Origin of the sequence: Microbacterium luticocti DSM 19459 (assembly GCF_000422405.1) — a bacterium.
GTDB lineage: Bacteria > Actinomycetota > Actinomycetes > Actinomycetales > Microbacteriaceae > Microbacterium > Microbacterium luticocti.
This window is the reverse complement of sequence record NZ_AULS01000001.1, coordinates 49,908-66,605: the sequence shown is the minus strand read 5'-3', so window position 1 is coordinate 66,605 and position 16,698 is coordinate 49,908. Positions and strand designations below refer to the sequence as shown.

Genomic DNA, 16,698 nt, shown 5'->3' with positions numbered 1-16,698 from the left:
ACGCGGCATCACAGATGTCGGTACACGTCCTGAAGCGTCAGTCCCTTCGCGATCATCATCACCTGCAGGTGGTACAGCAACTGCGAGATCTCTTCGGCTGCGGCATCCGTCGACTCGTATTCGGCGGCCATCCACACCTCGGCGGCCTCTTCGACGACCTTCTTGCCGATCGCGTGGATGCCGGCGTCCAGCTCTGCGACGGTGCCGGATCCGGCGGGGCGGTCGGTCGCCTTCGCGGACAGTTCCGCGAACAGGGAGTCGAACGTCTTCACCTAGCCAGGGTATCGAACCGCAGCCGCCCGGCCGACCGCGTGACCGCCCGGGTGGTCAGTGCGCGTGCGCGGCGGCGGTGTGCCGCAGTGCCGCGATGGCCGCCTCGGGATCGGGCGAGCCGAACACGGCGGAGCCTGCCACGAACGTGTCGGCTCCGGCCTCGGCCGCCTGGGCGATGGTGGATGCCGCGATGCCGCCGTCGACCTGCAACCACACCGACGATCCGCGACGGCGGGCCTCGTCGTGCAGGCGGCGCAGCTTGGGCATGGTCTCGGGCATGAACGACTGGCCGCCGAAGCCGGGCTCGACGGTCATCACCAGGATCTGGTCGAAGTCCTCGAGGATGTCGAACAGCGACTCGACCGGGGTCATCGGCTTGACCGCGACACCCGCGCGGGCGCCGATCGCGCGCAGCCGGCGTGCGAGGGCGACCGGCTCGTTCGCGGCCTCGAGGTGGAACGTGACCGACGCGGCGCCGAGCTCGGCGTAGCCGGGCGCCCACCGGTCGGGGTCGTCGATCATGAGGTGCACGTCCAACGGCACGGGGCTCGTGGCCTGGATGCGCTCCACCATCTGCGGGCCGAACGTGAGGTTCGGCACGAAATGGTTGTCCATCACGTCGACGTGCACGAAGTCGGCACCGGTGATGCGGGCGAGCTCGGCCTGCATGTTCACGAAGTCGGCGGCGAGGATGCTGGGGTTGATGCGCACGTCCCCATTATGTCGGGCGGCGATGTGCCCGCCACCGGAGCCGGTTCGCGGTGCGTGTCCCAGAACATGCGGGATGCCGCGGGCGGAGGCCGCATCTTGTGGGACACGCGTCACAGTCGTGTCGCAGAAGATGTGGGATGCCGCGGGCGGGGTGGCACGCCCCGGGACACGCTTCAGCGGCGGCGCAGCAGGGCGATCGACATGGCGTCGGTGCCGTGCCGGTGTGGCCACAGCTGGGCGCGGCCCGAGCCGTCGGCGGGGGTCGGCAGGTCCATCGGCGCGCGCGCGAGCGTCTGCAGCACCGCACGGGTGTCGAGTTCGTCGATCTCGTCGCCGTGGGTGCGCCGGATCTCGGCGAGCACGCCGGCAGTCTCGGCCAGGTGCGGCGAGCAGGTGACATAGGCGAGCAGCCCGCCCGGACGCAGCGCGCCGATCGCGGCGGTCACCAGCTCGACCTGCAGCGCGGTGAGCGCGGGTACGTCCTGCGGGCTCTTGCGCCACCGCGCCTCGGGGCGCCGGCGCAGCGCACCGAGCCCGGTGCACGGCGCGTCGACGAGCACGCGGTCGTATCCCGCGGGGTGCGATGCCGCGAACTCGCGGCCGTCCTGTTCGTGCACCGTCACCTCGCCGGGCACGCCCGCCAGCGCGCGGCGCACCAGGCCGGCGCGGGCCGGCACCGGCTCGTTGGCCTCGAGCCGGGCGCCGCCGCGCCGGGCCTCGGCGGCCAGCAGCGCGGTCTTGCCGCCGGGTCCGGCGCACAGGTCCAGCCACCGCTCCCCCGCGGCGATCGGCGCCGCCCGGGTCAGGGCCAGGGCCGCCAGCTGCGAGCCTTCGTCCTGCACGCGCAACGTGCCGCCCGAGGCGCGCACGAGCGGTTCAGGGTCGCCCGCCCCCGGCAGGAACCCGGTAGGCGCGTACGCGGTGCGCGCGGCCCCGTCGGGCACCCGGCCGAGCTCCGGCAGCGCGGCCATCGCGACCTTCGGTGCGGCGTTGTCGGCGGTCAGCAGCGCATCCAGTTCTTCGGCCCGGCCTTCGGCGGTCAGGGCGCGGCGCAGCGCGCGGATCACCCACACCGGGTGCGCGGTGCGCAGTGAAAGCCGCTCGTCATCGGACCGCGCGGTCTGTTCGATGCGGGCCAGCCACTCCCCCGGCGTGTCGCGGGCGATACGGCGCAGCACGGCATTGGCGAAACCGGATGCGGCCCGCCCCGCGTGTTCGCGCACCTGCTGCACGGTCTCGTTGACGGCGGCGTGCGAGGCGATGCGGGTGGACAGCAGTTGATGCACGCCCAGGCGCAGGGCGTCGAGCACCACGGGGTCGATCCGATCGACCGGACGGTCGGCGGCCGCGGCGATCACGGCATCGTAGGTGCCGCGCCGGCGCAGCGTGCCGTACGCGAGTTCGGTGGCCAGGGCGGCGTCGGCACGCTCCAGCCCGGCCCGGTCGATCAGTCGCGGCAGCAGCAGGTTGGCGTAGGCGTCGTCGGCGTGCACGGCGCGCACGGTCTGGTAGGCGACATCCCGGGCGCCGGTCACGAACCGGCCACCGGTTCGTCCACGCGCAGGCCCCGCCACCAGTCCGCGGCGGCCATGGCGGCCTTGCCCGCCGGTTGTACGCGGTCGATGAGCACAGGCTCGTCAGCGGTGCCGATCAGCACCTCACCGCCGTCCTCGGCGATCCGCCCGGCGCCCAGCCGCACGTCGCGGTCGGCCGGGCGCAGGGCGAGCACCTTCACCCGCACGCCATCGACGGTCGTGTAGGCGCCCGGCTCGGGCGTCGTGCCCTGCCACCGGGCGATGACGTGCGCGGCCGGCTCGTCCCAGCGCAGGCATCCGTCGTCGGCGGTCGGCTTCGGCGCGAGCGTCGCCGCCCCGATCTGCGGATGTGCCTGCGCGGTGCCCGAACCGATGGCCGCCACGACGTCCTCGACCAGGTAGGCACCGCGGTGGGCCAGCGCGTCGAGCACATCGCCGGCAGTGGCCAACGGGGGCACCTCGTAGCGCAGTGTCGCATACACGTCGCCGGCGTCCAGCTGCGGCACGAGCCGGAACACGCTCGCCCCGGTCACCTCATCGCCCGCGATGAGCGCATGCTGCACCGGCGCCGCACCGCGCCAGCGCGGCAGCAGTGAGAAGTGCAGGTTGATCCAGCCGTGCCCCGGCAGCGACAGCAACGGCTCGCGCACCAGGGCGCCGTACGCGACCACGACGCCCAGCTCGGGACGGGCCTGCGCGACGGCGGTGGTCGCGGCCTGGTCGAAACGGGCGGCGCGCAGCACGGGAAGTCCGAGACGTTCGGCCGCAGCGGCCACCGGCGAGGGGGTGAGCACTCGCTTGCGTCCGAGTGGGGCGTCCGGTCGGGTCACGACGAGCGCGACCTCGTGACCGGCCTCGACCAGCCTCATCAGCGACGGCACGGCGACCTCGGGGGTACCGGCGAACACCAGACGCATCGTCCTCCTCGGGGGTGTCACAGCTCGGGATCGAGCACGTCGAGCCGCACTCTGAGTGTATTCCGGGAGCCGGCCGGGGCGCCCTTGGTCCGGCGTCGCGTGCTCAGCGCGGCGGTGACCACGGCACCGCGCAATGCGTCGGCCACCGCCCGGCCCTGCGCGTACCCGAACCGCACCAGGGCGCGGCGGGCGCCGTCGCCGGCGGCCTCGGCCCCGTCGCCGACCGGCACGGGACCGAGCACCGCGTCGGCGTCGAGGCCCGGCACCGCTTCGTGCACCGCGGCAAGCGCCGCCTGCACCTGGCGTGCGGTGCCCTCCACGACGGCGACCCGCACGGCGGGCGGCATCTTCAGCGGTGCGCGCTCGGCGAGTTCCGCACGCGCATAGGCCGGCTGCGTCCAGGTGGCCAGGGCCCGGGCCACCGGTCCGGCGACGCCCACCAGGTGCACCGGTGCCCCGGGCGCCGCCAGTGCCGCCGCGTTCGACCACCAGCGCAGGGCGGACTCCGTGATCCGCAGGTCGTCGGCCTGCAGCATCCTGTCGCCGTCCAGCAGCAGCACCGCGCGGTACCCGTCCACGGCGATCGGCTCCGCACCGCGCGTGGCGATCACCAGGGCCGGTGCGGCCCCGACGGCGGCCACGGGGTGCTCGCCGTCGGCGAGGATGACCCGGGTGCCGGGGAACGCGCGGCCGAGCTCGTCGGCGGTGCGCTCGCTGCCCGACGAGGCCATGCGCACCCGGGTCGAGCCGCAGCCGCACGTCCAGCCGTGCGCGGCGCGGCCGCACCATGAGCACTGCGGCACCGCCCCCGGCCGTGCGGCGCGCAGCGGTCCGCCGCACACCGCGCAACGGGCGGGCCGGCGGCATTCCGCGCAGACCAGGGTGGGTGCATACCCGGGTCGGGCCACCTGCACGAGCACCGGGCCGGTGCGCAGGGCTTCACGGGCCGCGGCGAAGGCCGCCGACGGCACCCGTGCTCCGCGCGCCTCGCCCTCGCGCGTGGCCGACAGCACCACGCGGGGCGAGCGTCGCCGGGCCGCCGGCACTTCGCGCACCCAGCCCGCCTCGACCAGTCGCTGTACGTCGGTGGTGCGGGTGTGACCGGCGAACACGAGCGCGCACGGTTCGAGCTCCTGCCGCACCAGCGCGGCGTCGCGGGCGTGCACGCCGGGACTGAGCGGTTCGGACAACAGCGGGTCGCCGTCGTCCCAGATCGCGATCAGGCCGAGCGATGCGGCGGGCGCATACACCGCGGACCGTTTGCCGATCACCACGCACGGCGCGTCGGCGAGCACCCGCAGGTACGCGGCGTAACGCTCGGGCCCGGACTGCTCGGCGTCCATCCGCACCACAGCCGTCTCGGGAACGAGCTCCGCCAGCGCGCGCTGGACCTGGTCGAGGTCGCGGTGGTCGGGCACAACCAGCACGGCGCTCTGTCCGCGCGCGAGGGTGTGCGCGGCGGCGGCGGCCAGCAGCAGCGCCCAGGCGCCGACGGTGTCGGTCTCGCTCAGCCGCACCGGGTGCGGCGGGGCGTCGAGGGCGACCCGCCGCGCGTCGTTGACGGCGTCGGTCAGACCGGGGTACTCGCCGAGCACGTCGTCGGCCCGGCTGGCTCGCGCGGCGTCGATGTGTGCGGCCTCGGGCGCGGCTGCGGCCAGCCAGGCCTTCTCGGCGCGCACCATCCGTTTCGGCACGACCAGGCGCAGGATGTCACCGGCCGAGCCGGCGGCGCGGTCGGCCACCCGCCGCGCCAGCGTGTACAGGCGATGCGGCAGCACCGGCACCGGGGACACCACGGCATCGATCTGCGACAGCGGCCGGTCTGCGGCATCCGCTTCGCCGATCTCGACGAGATACCCGTCGACGACGCGTCCGGCGCTGCGCAACGGCACCTTCACCCGCACGCCCGGTACGGCCGTGTCGGCGAGGTCGTCACCGATCGCGTAGTCGAACAGCCGGTCCAGCTGCGGCAGCGGCGAGTCGACGAGCACCCGCCCGACCCGGCGCCCGGTCACCTCAGATCCCGGCGGCGGCGCGCAACTCGTCGACGCGGTCGGTGCGCTCCCAGGTGAAGTCGGGCAGCTCCCGTCCGAAGTGCCCGTACGCGGCGGTCTGCGCGTAGATCGGGCGCAGCAGATCGAGCTGCTCGATGATGGCACGCGGTCGCAGGTCGAACACCTCGCGGATCGCGTTCGTGATCACCTCGTCGGGCACCGCGCCGGTGCCGAAGGTCTCGACGTACAGTCCGACCGGGCTCGCCTTACCGATCGCGTAGGCGACCTGCAGCTCCAGCCGCCGCGCGAGACCCGCGGCGACCGCGTTCTTGGCGACCCAGCGCATCGCGTAGGCGCCGGAGCGGTCGACCTTCGACGGGTCCTTGCCGCTGAAGGCACCCCCGCCGTGCCGGGCGGCGCCGCCATAGGTGTCGATGATGATCTTGCGGCCGGTCAGGCCCGCGTCGCCCTTGGGCCCGCCGATCACGAAGGGTCCGGCGGGGTTGATGAAGTATTCGGCGTGCGAGGCGTCCAGGCCGGTGGTGGCCAGGACGGGGTCGATGACCTCGGCGCGCACCGCCGCGCGCAGGGCGGCCATCGAGATGTCGGGGTGGTGCTGGGTCGACAGCACGACCGTCTCGATGGTGCGGGGCACGTCGCCCTCGAAGCCGACGGTGACCTGGGTCTTGCCGTCCGGGCGCAGGAACGGCAGCGCATCCGACCGCCGAGCCTGGCTGAGCCGCTCCGCGAGCCGGTGCGCGGTCCATGCCGTGATCGGCATGAGCTCGGGCGTCTCGGTGGTGGCGTACCCGAACATGATGCCCTGGTCACCGGCCCCCAGCTCGTCGTTGGGGTCGGTGGAACCGTCGTCGCGGTGTTCGAGCGCCCGGTCGACCCCGGCGGCGATGTCGCTGGACTGCTCGCCGATCGACACGCTGACCCCGCACGAATCGCCGTCGAACCCGGTGTCGCTGGAGGTGTACCCGATGCGGTTGACCACCGCGCGCACGGTGCCGGGCACGTCGGCCCACGCCTCGGTGCGCACCTCGCCGGCCACGTGCACGAGGCCCGTGGTGACCAGGGTCTCGACGGCGACCCGGCTGCCGGGGTCTTTGGCGAGCAGCTCATCGAGGATGGAGTCGGAGATCTGGTCGCAGATCTTGTCGGGGTGGCCCTCGGTGACGGATTCGGACGTGAACAGGCGCAGCTGCGTCATTGTGCTCCCAGGATCGATGTGGGCACCAGTATGCCCCCGGCCGCGGACATACCGCGTTCCGGGGGCAGCCAGAGGAAACGAAGCGTCACTCCGCCGGGCGCAGGCGGAGCTTGTCCTCGTTGATCTCGTGGAGCGCGATGGTCAACGGCTTGTCCTCGACCGTGGAGTCGACCAGCGGCCCGACATTGTCGAACAGGTTGCCCTCGTGCAGGTCGGAGTAGTAGTCGTTGATCTGACGCGCACGCTTGGCGGCGTAGATGACGAGCTGGTACTTCGAGTCGACCTTCTCGAGCAGGTTGTCGATGGGCGGGTCGATGATGCCCTGGTTGCTTCCGGCCATGACAGGCCCTCCTTCTGGGAACGTGGACCGCACCGTGCGCGACGCGCCGGGCGTGCCTCCAGTCTACCGGGTGGCCACGCCGCACCCGCCGAGAACCCGGAGCCGGTCACCGTGGCATCCGCGGCACTGGGGACCGACGCGGGTCACCGGGCCAGAGCGGCCACCTCGGCGGCGGCGCGGGCGACGTCGTCGTTGACGACGAGATGGTCGAACTCGCCCTGCGCGGCCAGTTCCACCTTCGCGGTGCGCAGCCGCCGAGCACGCTCCTGGGCGTCCTCGGTTCCCCGCCCGATGAGGCGCCCCACCAACTCGTCCCAGCTGGGCGGCAGCAGGAACACCAGGGTCGCCGACGGCTCGGCCGCCCGCACCTGCCGTGCCCCCTGCAGGTCGATCTCCAGCAGCACGGTGCGCCCGTCGGCGAGGGCCCGCTCGATCGGCGCACGCGGGGTGCCGTAGCGGAACCGGTTGTGCACGGTCGCATGCTCGAGCAGCTCGCCGGCGGCGATCATCCGGTCGAACGCGGCGTCGTCGACGAAGTAGTAGTGCACGCCCTCGACCTCGCCCGGGCGCGGCGGACGCGTGGTGGCCGACACCGACAGCAGGATCTGCGGGTGGTCCTGCTGGATACGGGCGGCGACCGTGCCCTTGCCCACCGCGGTGGGTCCGGCCAGCACGAGCAGCCGACTGCGGCCGTCGCGCGGGTGCACCTGCGGGAACCGCTCGTCCAGCCAGAGCGCCAGGGCGCGGCGCTGCCGCACGCCCAGCCCGCCCAGACGCTTGACCGGTGAGATGTCCAGCTGCGCGAGGATGCGGTCGCGCTTTCCCTCGCCGATCGCCGGCAGGGCCGTCAAGAACTCGGTGATCCGCAGCGTGCCGGCCGCCGACCCCGCATCGTCCGACGCCCGACGCAGCACGTCCTGCGGCGGCACGACCCTGGTCGAGATGTCGCGTTTGAGCGCCGCCCGCGCCCGCCTCGCGGCGACCGCCTTCTGCGACGCCGCGACCCGGTCCACCTCGGGGGGATGCTGGGCATCGACCACGTTCACGCCTCCAGTTCGCTCTGATGGGTCTCGATGGCCTCGGCCAACCCGTCGGGGCCGGCCGAGAGGATGCTGCGGCTCGCACTGGCGAGCACCTCGGGCGCAGCCGGGCCGAACAGCCGGCCCAGGTCTGAGAGCGCGGCGCCCTGATGGCCGAACCCGGGAGCGAGCACGGGCAGGCCGGTCAGGGCGGCGTCGCTCAGGCCGAAGGCGTCACGGTCGCAGGTCGCGCCGATCACCACGCCGAGGCTGCCGTCCACGTCCAGCGCGCGCACCTGCGCGCACACCTGGGCGGCCACCGGCACCCCTGTCGCCGTGGCGGCGCGTTGCAGTCCGGCCGCTTCGGGGTTGCTGGTGGCGGCCAACACGAACAGGCCCTTGCCGTGCGCCAGGGCGAACCGTGCGGTGTCGGCCAGAGCGCCCACACCCAGGTAGGGGCTCACCGTCAGCGCGTCGGCCTCCAACGCGGCGCCCGGGGCCAGCCACGCCTCGGCGTAGCCCTGCATCGTCGACCCGATGTCGCCGCGCTTCGCGTCGGCGATCACGATCAGCCCCGCTGCGCGCGCGGAGCCGATCACCTCTTCGAGCGCCGCGAAGCCGGCCGATCCGTACCGCTCGAAGAACGCCACCTGAGGCTTGACCACGCCGACGCGGGATGCCGCGGCCCGAACGACCGCCAGCCCGAAGCGACGGGCACCGTCGGCCGACACATCCAGCCCCCACGCGGTCAACAGCCCCGGGTGCGGGTCGATGCCCACGCACAACCGCCCGTGGGCGGCACTCGCCTGCCGCAGCCGCGCGCCGAACGAGCTCACGCAGGCACCGCCGCCCGATCGGCCGCGTATTCCTGCAGGCTGCGCACCTCGAACCCGTCGCCGGTCGCGTCCAGAGCACTGACCGCGGCGCCGAGCGTGGCGATCGTGGTGAACAGGGCCTTGTCGGCGGCCACGGCGGCGGCGCGGATCTCGTAGCCGTCGGCGCGGGCCGACATGCCGCTGGGGGTGTTCACCACGATGTCGACCTCGTCGGCGTCGATGAGGTCGACGATGCTGCGCCCGCCGACGGACTGGGTCTCGCTGAACTTCTGCACGATGCCGACCTCGATGCCGTTGCGGCGCAGGATCTCGGCGGTGCCCTCGGTGGCCACCAGAGTGAAGCCCAGCTGCGCCAGCCGGTGCGCCGGCAGGATCACCGCGCGCTTGTCGTCGTCGGCGACCGAGATGAACACGGTGCCCGAGCGCGGGATGCCCCCGTAGGCGGCCGCCTGGCTCTTGGCGAACGCGGTCGGAAAGTCCCGGTCGAAACCCATCACCTCGCCGGTGGAGCGCATCTCGGGGCCGAGCACCGAGTCCACCGTCTTGCCCTCGGCGGTGCGGAACCGCTTGAACGGCAACACCGCCTCTTTGACGGCGACCGGCGCGTCGATCGCGACCGTCGAGCCGTCGCCGGCCGGCAGCATCCCCTCGCCCCGCAGCTGCGCGATCGACGCGCCCGCCATGATGCGGGCGGCCGCCTTGGCCAGCGGTGTGCCGAGCGCCTTCGACACGAACGGGACGGTGCGGCTGGCGCGCGGGTTGGCCTCGATGACGTGGAGCACGCCGGCGCTGACCGCGAACTGCACGTTGAGCAGGCCGCGCACACCGACGCCGGCGGCGATGGCCTCGGTGGCCTCGCGCACGCGCTGGATCTCACCGCGGCCGAGGCTCATCGGGGGCAGCGCGCAGCTGGAGTCGCCGGAGTGGATGCCCGCCTCCTCGAGGTGCTCCATGATGCCGCCGATGAACAGCTCATCGCCGTCGTAGAGGGCGTCCACGTCGATCTCCACGGCGTCGTCGAGGAACCGGTCGACCAGCAGGGGCTTGCCCGGACCGATGATCGCCGCCTCGCCGATGCGCACGAAGTAGTCGCGCAGGCTGGGGGTGTCGTAGACGATCTCCATGCCGCGACCGCCCAGCACGAAGCTCGGGCGCACCAGCACGGGGTAACCGATGTCTTCGGCCACCGCGACCGCGCCGTCCACGTCGATCGCGGTGCCGTGGCGCGGGGCGACGAGGCCTGCGGCATCCAGGATGCCGCTGAACAGCGCGCGTTCCTCGGCGAGGTCGATGGCCGCCGGGCTGGTGCCGAGGATCGTGTACCCGGCATCCTCGATGCCCTTCGCCAGCCCCAGCGGGGTCTGGCCGCCCAGCTGGCAGATCACGCCGAGGATGGTGCCCGAGCGCGACTCGGCGTGCAGCACCTCGAGCACGTCCTCAAGGGTGAGCGGCTCGAAGTAGAGCCGGTCGCTGGTGTCGTAGTCGGTCGAGACGGTCTCGGGGTTGCAGTTGACCATCACGGTCTCCAACCCGGCGTCGGCGAGGGCGAACGAGGCGTGCACGCAGGAGTAGTCGAACTCGACGCCCTGCCCGATGCGGTTGGGGCCCGAGCCGATGATGACGACCTTGGTGCGCTCCGAGGGCTCCACCTCGGTCTCGGTGTCGTAGCTTGAGTAGTGGTACGGCGTGAGCGCCGGGAACTCCCCCGCGCAGGTGTCGACGGTCTTGTACACCGGGCGGATGTGAAGACCGTGACGGATGCCGCGGACCTCCGCCTCGGAAAGGCCCCGCAGCTGCGCGAGCTGGGCGTCGCTGAAGCCGTGCTCCTTGGCCAGGCGCAGCGTGTCGGCGTCCAGCTCCGCCGCCGTTCGCACGAGCTCGGCGACCTCGTTGATGAGCACGATCTGGTCGAGGAACCAGGGGTCCATCTTCGTGGCGTCGAACAGCTGCTCGGTCGTCGCGCCCTTGCGCAGCGCCTGCTGGATCAGCACGATCCGGCCGTCGGTCGGGGTCTTCGCCCGCTCGACGAGCTCGTCGACCGACCGCGGTTCGTCGCCCCAGTGGAAGCTGGAGCCGCGCTTCTCGAGCGAGCGCAGCGCCTTCTGCAGCGCCGTCGTGTAGTTGCGGCCGATGGCCATCGCCTCGCCCACCGACTTCATGGTGGTGGTCAGGGTGGCGTCGGCGGCCGGGAACTTCTCGAAGTTGAACCGCGGCACCTTGACGACGACGTAGTCGAGGGTCGGCTCGAAGCTCGCCGGGGTCACGCGGGTGATGTCGTTGGGGATCTCGTCGAGCCGGTAGCCGATGGCGAGCTTGGCCGCGATCTTGGCGATCGGGAATCCGGTGGCCTTGGACGCCAGCGCCGACGAGCGCGACACCCGCGGGTTCATCTCGATGACGATGATGCGGCCGGTGGCGGGATCGACGGCGAACTGGATGTTGCAGCCGCCGGTGTCCACACCCACGCGCCGGATGATCTCGATGCCGATGTCGCGCAGCTTCTGGTACTCGCGGTCGGTGAGGGTCAGCGCCGGCGCGACGGTGATCGAGTCGCCGGTGTGCACGCCGACGGGGTCGACGTTCTCGATCGAGCACACCACGACCGTGTTGTCGGCCGCGTCGCGCATGAGCTCGAGCTCATACTCCTTCCAGCCGAGGATCGACTCCTCCAGCAGCACCTCGTGCGTGGGCGAATCGTGGAGCCCCGCTCCGGCGATGCGGCGCAGGTCGGCCTCGTCGTAGGCGAACCCGGATCCCAACCCGCCCATGGTGAAGCTCGGGCGCACCACCAGCGGGTAGCCGAGCTCCGCGGCCCCGGCGAGCACCTCGTCCATGGTGTGGCAGATGCGGGACGCCGCGACATCCGCCCCCGCCTCGATCACGAGCTCTTTGAAGATCTGCCGGTTCTCGCCCTTCTCGATCGCGTCGGGGCGGGCACCGATCAGTTCGACGTCGTATGTGGCGAGGATGCCACGCTCGTACAGCGCCATGGCCGCGTTCAGGGCGGTCTGGCCGCCCAGGGTCGGCAGGATCGCGTCGGGGTGCTCTTTGGCGATGATCGTCTCGATCACCTCGGGGGTGATCGGCTCGATGTAGGTGGCGTCGGCGAAGTCGGGGTCGGTCATGATCGTCGCCGGGTTGGAGTTGACGAGGATGACGCGCACACCCTCCGCGCGCAGCACCCGGCACGCCTGGGTGCCGGAGTAGTCGAACTCGCACGCCTGGCCGATCACGATCGGCCCGGAGCCGATGACCAGGACGGAGTGGATGTCGTCGCGCTTAGGCATTGTTCTCCTTCAGGGTCGCGACGACGAGGTCACGGAACCGGTCGAACAGGTAGTTGGCGTCGTGCGGTCCGCCGGCGGCCTCGGGATGGTACTGGACGCTGAAGGCCGGCACGTCGAGCGCCCGCAGACCCTCGACCACGTTGTCGTTGAGGCCGACGTGGCTGACCTCGACACGGCCGTAGCCGTGCGGGCTGTCGACCACGCCGGTCACGGGCGCGTCGACGGCGAAGCCGTGGTTGTGGGCGGTGATCTCCACGCGCCCGGTCTGCTTGTCGAGCACCGGCTGGTTGATGCCGCGGTGGCCGAACGGCAGCTTGTAGGTGGTGAAGCCGAGCGCCCTGCCCAGCAGCTGGTTGCCGAAGCAGATGCCGAAGAACGGCACCCGGTCGTCGAGCACGCGCCGCAGCAGCGCGACCTGCTCGTCGGCGGTGGCGGGATCGCCCGGCCCGTTCGAGTAGAACACCGCGTCGACGTTCGCGTCGCGGATCTGCTCGTAGGTGGCGTCGTACGGCAGCACGTGCACGTCGAAGCCGCGGTCGGCGAGGTTCTCGATGCTGGCCTGCTTGATCCCCAGGTCGATGAGGGCGACGGCGCCGATCCGCTCGCCTCGTGCGGGCACGACTGTCGCCGTTTCGACCGACACCTGCGCGGACAGGTTCTGTCCGGCCATCTCGGGGGCCTCACGCACGCGGCGCAGCTGCTCGTCGACGTCCAGGCCGGCGGCCTCGCCTGAGAAGATGCCGCCGCGCATGCTGCCCGCCGAGCGGATGTGGCGGGTGACGGCTCGGGTGTCGATGCCGCTGATGCCGACGATCCCGTCGCGGATGAGCGCGTCGTCGAGTGACTCGTCGGCGCGCCAGTTCGATACGACCCGTGAGGGGTCGCGCACGATGTAGCCGGCGACCCAGATGCGCCGCGACTCGGGGTCTTCGTCGTTCATGCCGGTGTTGCCGATGTGCGGTGCGGTCTGCAGCACGATCTGGCCGGCATAGGACGGGTCGGTGAGGGTCTCCTGGTATCCGGTCATGCCGGTGGCGAAGACGACTTCGCCCAGCGTGGTGCCGCGGGCGCCGTAGGCGCGGCCGCGGTGGCGGGTGCCGTCCTCGAGCACGAGTACGGCGGGGTCGGTGGTGAGGGTCATGCGGCGGATCCTGTCCGGTGGATGAGGGGGCGGATGCGCTCGGCCAGCGCCTTGGCGGAGGCATCCTGCGGTCTGAGGTAGGTGTCGACGGCGAAGCCGGGGTCGGTGCGCCAGGTGACGCGCACCAGGCCGTCCTTTTCGACGACGCGGTCGATGGCGAGCGTGGCCTGTGCCACCTCGTCGATGCGCTCGGCCGGCAGGACGATACGGTCCTGACCGGGGATGTCCAGGGCGATGCCGGCGTCGGCCACCGTGATCTGCGCCTTGGAGCGGAACCCGAGTCCGGGGGCGGCGACGCGCTCGAGCGGCTCCCCCTGCCGGGTGGTGGCCACGTACAGCCCGTCGAAGCGGGCCGTCACGTGTGCACCGTCCGGCAGGGCGGTGACCGTGCTCAGCGGCTGCGCGTCGCGCCGGGTTCGTCGCCGCCAGGCCCACGCCATCAGCGCCAGCAGCACCGCCGCGACGGCGACCATGACCAGCAGGGCGCCTTCGCGGGTCATGCGGGCACCTGCGTGAGCGTGCCGTCGGCCACGGTGGGCGCTCCGGCGTGCACCGTCCACCGCACCGAGCCGGGCAGTGGCCGGCCGAGGTACGGCGAGTTGCGACTGCGACCGCGCAGGTCGGCGGCCTCGAACGTGCCCGCCGCATCCGGGTCGTAGAAGGTGAGTTCCGCGGGTTCACCGGCGGCGATCGGCCGACCGTGACCGGCCAGGCGCCCGATGCGCGCCGGGGTGCGCGACATCACGCGGGCGACGTCGGCCCAGTCGAGCAGGCCGGTCTGCACCATCGCGGCGTGCACCACGCGCAGGGCGGACTCGAGTCCGACCATGCCGTTGGCGGCGGCCTGCCACTCGCAGCTCTTCGCCTCGTCGGGGTGCGGGGCGTGGTCGGTGGCGACGATGTCGATCGTGCCGTCGGCCAACCCTTCGCGCACCGCGTGGACGTCTTCGGCGCGGCGCAGCGGCGGGTTCACCTTGAACCGGGCGTCGTAGCCGCGAACGAGTTCCTCGTCCAGCAGCAGGTGGTGCGGGGTGACCTCGGCGGTCACCGCGATGCCGCGCTTCTTGGCCCAGCGGATCAGGTCCACCGAGCCGGCCGTGGACAGGTGGCACACGTGCAGGCGGGAGCCGACGTGTTCGGCCAGCAGCACGTCGCGGGCGATGATCGACTCTTCGGCGACCGCGGGCCAGCCGGCAAGTCCCAGCTCGGCCGACACGGCGCCCTCGTTCATCTGGGCGCCCTCGGTCAGCCGCGGGTCCTGGGCGTGCTGGGCGATCACACCGTCGAACGCTTTCACGTACTCGAGGGCGCGTCGCATGATGAGCGGGTCCCAGACGCAGAAGCCGTCGTCGCTGAACACCCGCACCCGGGCGCGGGAGGCGGCCATGGCACCGAGCTCGGCCAGCCGCTCGCCCTTCTGACCGACCGTCACCGCGCCGATCGGCTGCACGGTGACCAGGCCCGCCGCCTCGCCGAGGGCGAGCTCCTGCTCGACGACGCCGGCGGTGTCGGCCACGGGCGAGGTGTTGGGCATGGCGAACACGGCGGTGTAGCCGCCGGCGGCGGCCGCCTCGGACCCGGTGCGGACGGTCTCGGATGCCTCGTACCCGGGCTCGCGCAGATGGGTGTGCAGGTCGACCAGGCCCGGCAGGGCGATGAGCCCGTCGACGTCGATCTCGCGGGCGCCGGCGTGCGAAAGCCCGGTGCCGACCTCGGCGATGCGACCGTCGGCCACGAGGATGTCGGCGGCCGTGTCACCTTCCAGCGATGCTCCGCGGAACAGGAGGACCTCGGTCATCGTGCGTCCTCCTTCTGGTTCGGTGTCGTCGCGTCGTTCGTGGCGGGGTCGTCTGCGGGCGCGGGCCGCTCCCCCGCCAGCAGCAGGTAGAGCGCGGCCATGCGCACCGACACCCCGTTCGTGACCTGGTCGAGCACGGTCGACCGGGGCGAGTCCGCCGCCTGGGCGCAGATCTCCAAGCCCCGGTTCATCGGACCGGGATGCATCACCATCGTACTCTCCGGCAGCGCGGCGAATCGTTCCGGCGTCAGTCCCCAGTGCCGGGAATACTCCCGTTCGGTGGGGAAATACGCGGCGTTCATGCGCTCGGCCTGGATGCGCAGCATCATGAGCGCGTCGGGCCCGTCGGCCACGGCCTCGTCGAGGTCGTAGCCGACCTGCACCGGCCAGCCCGAGACATCCTGGGGCACCAGCGTGGGCGGGGCGACCAGCGCAACCTTGGCGCCCAGCGTGTGCAGCAGCCACACGTTCGAACGGGCGACCCGTGAGTGCAGGATGTCGCCGACGATCGTCACGCGGACCCCGCTCAGGTCGCGTCCGCGGCTGGCGTCGCCGAACCGGCGCTTGCGGATGGTGTAGGCGTCCAGCAGCGCCTGGGTGGGGTGCTCGTGGGTGCCGTCGCCGGCGTTGAGCACACCGGCGCTGATCCAGCCGCTGGTGGCGAGGGTGCGCGGCGCGCCCGAGGCGCCGTGCCGGATCACCACCGCGTCGGCGGCCATCGCCTGCAGGGTCTGTGCGGTGTCCTGCAGCGACTCGCCCTTCGAGACGGACGAGCCCTTGGCCGAGAAGTTGATCACATCGGCTGAGAGCCGTTTGGCGGCGGCCTCGAACGAGATGCGGGTGCGGGTGGAGTCCTCGAAGAACAGGTTCACGACGGTCTTGCCGCGCAGCGTCGGAAGCTTCTTGACCTCGCGGCGCTGGGTGCCCGCCATGTCTTCGGCGACGTCGAGGATCCGCAGCGCGTCGGCGCGGTCGAGGGTGCGGGTGTCGAGCAGGTGCCTCATGACTCGATCGTCACCTCGTCGGCGCCGTCGACCTCGGCCAGGCGCACGTTGACGCGCTCGTCGCGGGAGCTCGGCAGGTTCTTGCCCACGAAGTCGGGGCGGATGGGCAGTTCGCGGTGCCCCCGGTCGACGAGGATCGCCAGGCGCACCGCGGCGGGCCGGCCGATGTCTTGCAGTGCGTCGAGGGCGGCGCGGATGCTGCGGCCCGAGAACAGCACGTCGTCGACGAGCACGACGGTGCGGCCGTCGATGCCGCCGGGCGGGATCGAGGTCGGTTGCGGGGTGCGCGTGGGATGTCGGTGCAGATCGTCGCGGTACATCGTGACATCCATCGCCCCCACCGGCACCGGCGTGCCGGCGACGTCGCCGATCAGCGCCGCGATGCGGTGCGCGAGGGTGACGCCTCGCGTCGGGATGCCCAGGATCACGAGGTTCTGTGCGCCCTTGTTCGACTCCAGGATCTCGTGCGAGATCCGAGTCAGGGCTCGTGCGATGTCAGCGTCATGCAGCACGGTGCGCGTGCTCATCCGCCGCTCCCTTCTCCGCCTCACGGGACGGGGTTAAAGGTTGCCTGCTCGTTCGAGTCTATCGGGTGCCGGCTCCCCCGCCGACGACCCCGACTTCCCC

Annotated in this window: 15 protein-coding genes; all 15 read right to left on the bottom strand. The window is 72.3% G+C overall.

Features of this window, described 5'->3' with window-relative positions:
- Positions 1 to 8 precede the first annotated feature (8 nt).
- On the bottom strand, positions 9 to 272 hold the full coding sequence (locus H577_RS0100340) for a phosphoribosyl-ATP diphosphatase (RefSeq protein ID WP_029144256.1): 264 nt from the start codon (positions 270 to 272) through the stop codon (positions 9 to 11).
- A 55-nt stretch (positions 273 to 327) separates the two neighbouring features.
- Positions 328 to 984, bottom strand: a complete 657-nt coding sequence (gene rpe, locus H577_RS0100335; protein WP_281166837.1) for a ribulose-phosphate 3-epimerase — start codon at positions 982 to 984, stop codon at positions 328 to 330.
- Between the two features lie 173 nt (positions 985 to 1,157).
- Positions 1,158 to 2,519 carry an RsmB/NOP family class I SAM-dependent RNA methyltransferase gene (locus H577_RS0100330; RefSeq protein WP_029144254.1) on the bottom strand — a complete coding sequence of 454 codons (1,362 nt, stop codon included), beginning with the start codon at positions 2,517 to 2,519 and terminating at the stop codon, positions 1,158 to 1,160.
- Positions 2,516 to 3,436 carry a methionyl-tRNA formyltransferase gene (gene fmt / locus H577_RS0100325; protein ID WP_029144253.1) on the bottom strand — a complete coding sequence of 307 codons (921 nt, stop codon included), beginning with the start codon at positions 3,434 to 3,436 and terminating at the stop codon, positions 2,516 to 2,518. The genes H577_RS0100330 and fmt overlap by 4 nt, the downstream gene beginning before the upstream one ends.
- 17 nt (positions 3,437 to 3,453) lie before the next feature.
- Positions 3,454 to 5,451, bottom strand: coding sequence for a primosomal protein N' family DNA-binding protein (locus H577_RS0100320; RefSeq protein WP_029144252.1), 1,998 nt, complete (start codon positions 5,449 to 5,451; stop codon positions 3,454 to 3,456).
- Between the two features lies 1 nt (position 5,452).
- A complete protein-coding gene (gene metK, locus H577_RS0100315; protein WP_029144251.1) occupies positions 5,453 to 6,646 on the bottom strand; it encodes a methionine adenosyltransferase in 1,194 nt (397 codons plus the stop codon).
- Between the two features lie 85 nt (positions 6,647 to 6,731).
- Positions 6,732 to 6,986 (bottom strand): DNA-directed RNA polymerase subunit omega, encoded by a 255-nt coding sequence (gene rpoZ, locus H577_RS0100310; protein WP_029144250.1) that lies wholly within the window; start codon positions 6,984 to 6,986, stop codon positions 6,732 to 6,734.
- Positions 6,987 to 7,129: 143 nt separating this feature from the next.
- On the bottom strand, positions 7,130 to 8,026 hold the full coding sequence (gmk, locus tag H577_RS0100305) for a guanylate kinase (RefSeq protein WP_029144249.1): 897 nt from the start codon (positions 8,024 to 8,026) through the stop codon (positions 7,130 to 7,132).
- Between the two features lie 2 nt (positions 8,027 to 8,028).
- The gene (pyrF, locus tag H577_RS0100300; RefSeq protein ID WP_029144248.1) at positions 8,029 to 8,841 is read right to left on the bottom strand and encodes an orotidine-5'-phosphate decarboxylase; all 813 of its coding nucleotides are present in this window, start codon (positions 8,839 to 8,841) and stop codon (positions 8,029 to 8,031) included.
- Positions 8,838 to 12,128: a carbamoyl-phosphate synthase large subunit gene (gene carB, locus H577_RS0100295; RefSeq protein WP_029144247.1), complete on the bottom strand. Its 3,291-nt coding sequence runs from the start codon at positions 12,126 to 12,128 to the stop codon at positions 8,838 to 8,840. The genes pyrF and carB overlap by 4 nt, the downstream gene beginning before the upstream one ends.
- On the bottom strand, positions 12,121 to 13,269 hold the full coding sequence (gene carA / locus H577_RS0100290; RefSeq protein WP_029144246.1) for a glutamine-hydrolyzing carbamoyl-phosphate synthase small subunit: 1,149 nt from the start codon (positions 13,267 to 13,269) through the stop codon (positions 12,121 to 12,123). Before carA ends, carB begins: the two co-directional genes overlap by 8 nt.
- Entirely contained in the window at positions 13,266 to 13,769 is a 504-nt protein-coding gene (locus H577_RS0100285; protein WP_029144245.1) for a PH-like domain-containing protein, read from the bottom strand. Before H577_RS0100285 ends, carA begins: the two co-directional genes overlap by 4 nt.
- Entirely contained in the window at positions 13,766 to 15,067 is a 1,302-nt protein-coding gene (locus H577_RS0100280; protein WP_029144244.1) for a dihydroorotase, read from the bottom strand. The genes H577_RS0100285 and H577_RS0100280 overlap by 4 nt, the downstream gene beginning before the upstream one ends.
- On the bottom strand, positions 15,064 to 16,071 hold the full coding sequence (locus H577_RS0100275; RefSeq protein WP_029144243.1) for an aspartate carbamoyltransferase catalytic subunit: 1,008 nt from the start codon (positions 16,069 to 16,071) through the stop codon (positions 15,064 to 15,066). The genes H577_RS0100280 and H577_RS0100275 overlap by 4 nt, the downstream gene beginning before the upstream one ends.
- Entirely contained in the window at positions 16,068 to 16,598 is a 531-nt protein-coding gene (gene pyrR / locus H577_RS0100270; RefSeq protein WP_029144242.1) for a bifunctional pyr operon transcriptional regulator/uracil phosphoribosyltransferase PyrR, read from the bottom strand. The genes H577_RS0100275 and pyrR overlap by 4 nt, the downstream gene beginning before the upstream one ends.
- Between the last annotated feature and the right edge of the window lie 100 nt (positions 16,599 to 16,698).

Bases quoted from the DNA above. Each gene is read 5' to 3' on its own strand.
- fmt (WP_029144253.1), bottom strand. From the start codon at position 3,436: ATGCGTCTGGTGTTCGCCGGTACCCCCGAGGTCGCCGTGCCGTCGCTG.
- metK (WP_029144251.1), bottom strand. From the start codon at position 6,646: ATGACGCAGCTGCGCCTGTTCACGTCCGAATCCGTCACCGAGGGCCAC.
- rpoZ (WP_029144250.1), bottom strand. From the start codon at position 6,986: ATGGCCGGAAGCAACCAGGGCATCATCGACCCGCCCATCGACAACCTG.
- carB (WP_029144247.1), bottom strand. From the start codon at position 12,128: ATGCCTAAGCGCGACGACATCCACTCCGTCCTGGTCATCGGCTCCGGG.
- carA (WP_029144246.1), bottom strand. From the start codon at position 13,269: ATGACCCTCACCACCGACCCCGCCGTACTCGTGCTCGAGGACGGCACC.
- H577_RS0100285 (WP_029144245.1), bottom strand. From the start codon at position 13,769: ATGACCCGCGAAGGCGCCCTGCTGGTCATGGTCGCCGTCGCGGCGGTG.
- H577_RS0100280 (WP_029144244.1), bottom strand. From the start codon at position 15,067: ATGACCGAGGTCCTCCTGTTCCGCGGAGCATCGCTGGAAGGTGACACG.
- H577_RS0100275 (WP_029144243.1), bottom strand. From the start codon at position 16,071: ATGAGGCACCTGCTCGACACCCGCACCCTCGACCGCGCCGACGCGCTG.
- pyrR (WP_029144242.1), bottom strand. From the start codon at position 16,598: ATGAGCACGCGCACCGTGCTGCATGACGCTGACATCGCACGAGCCCTG.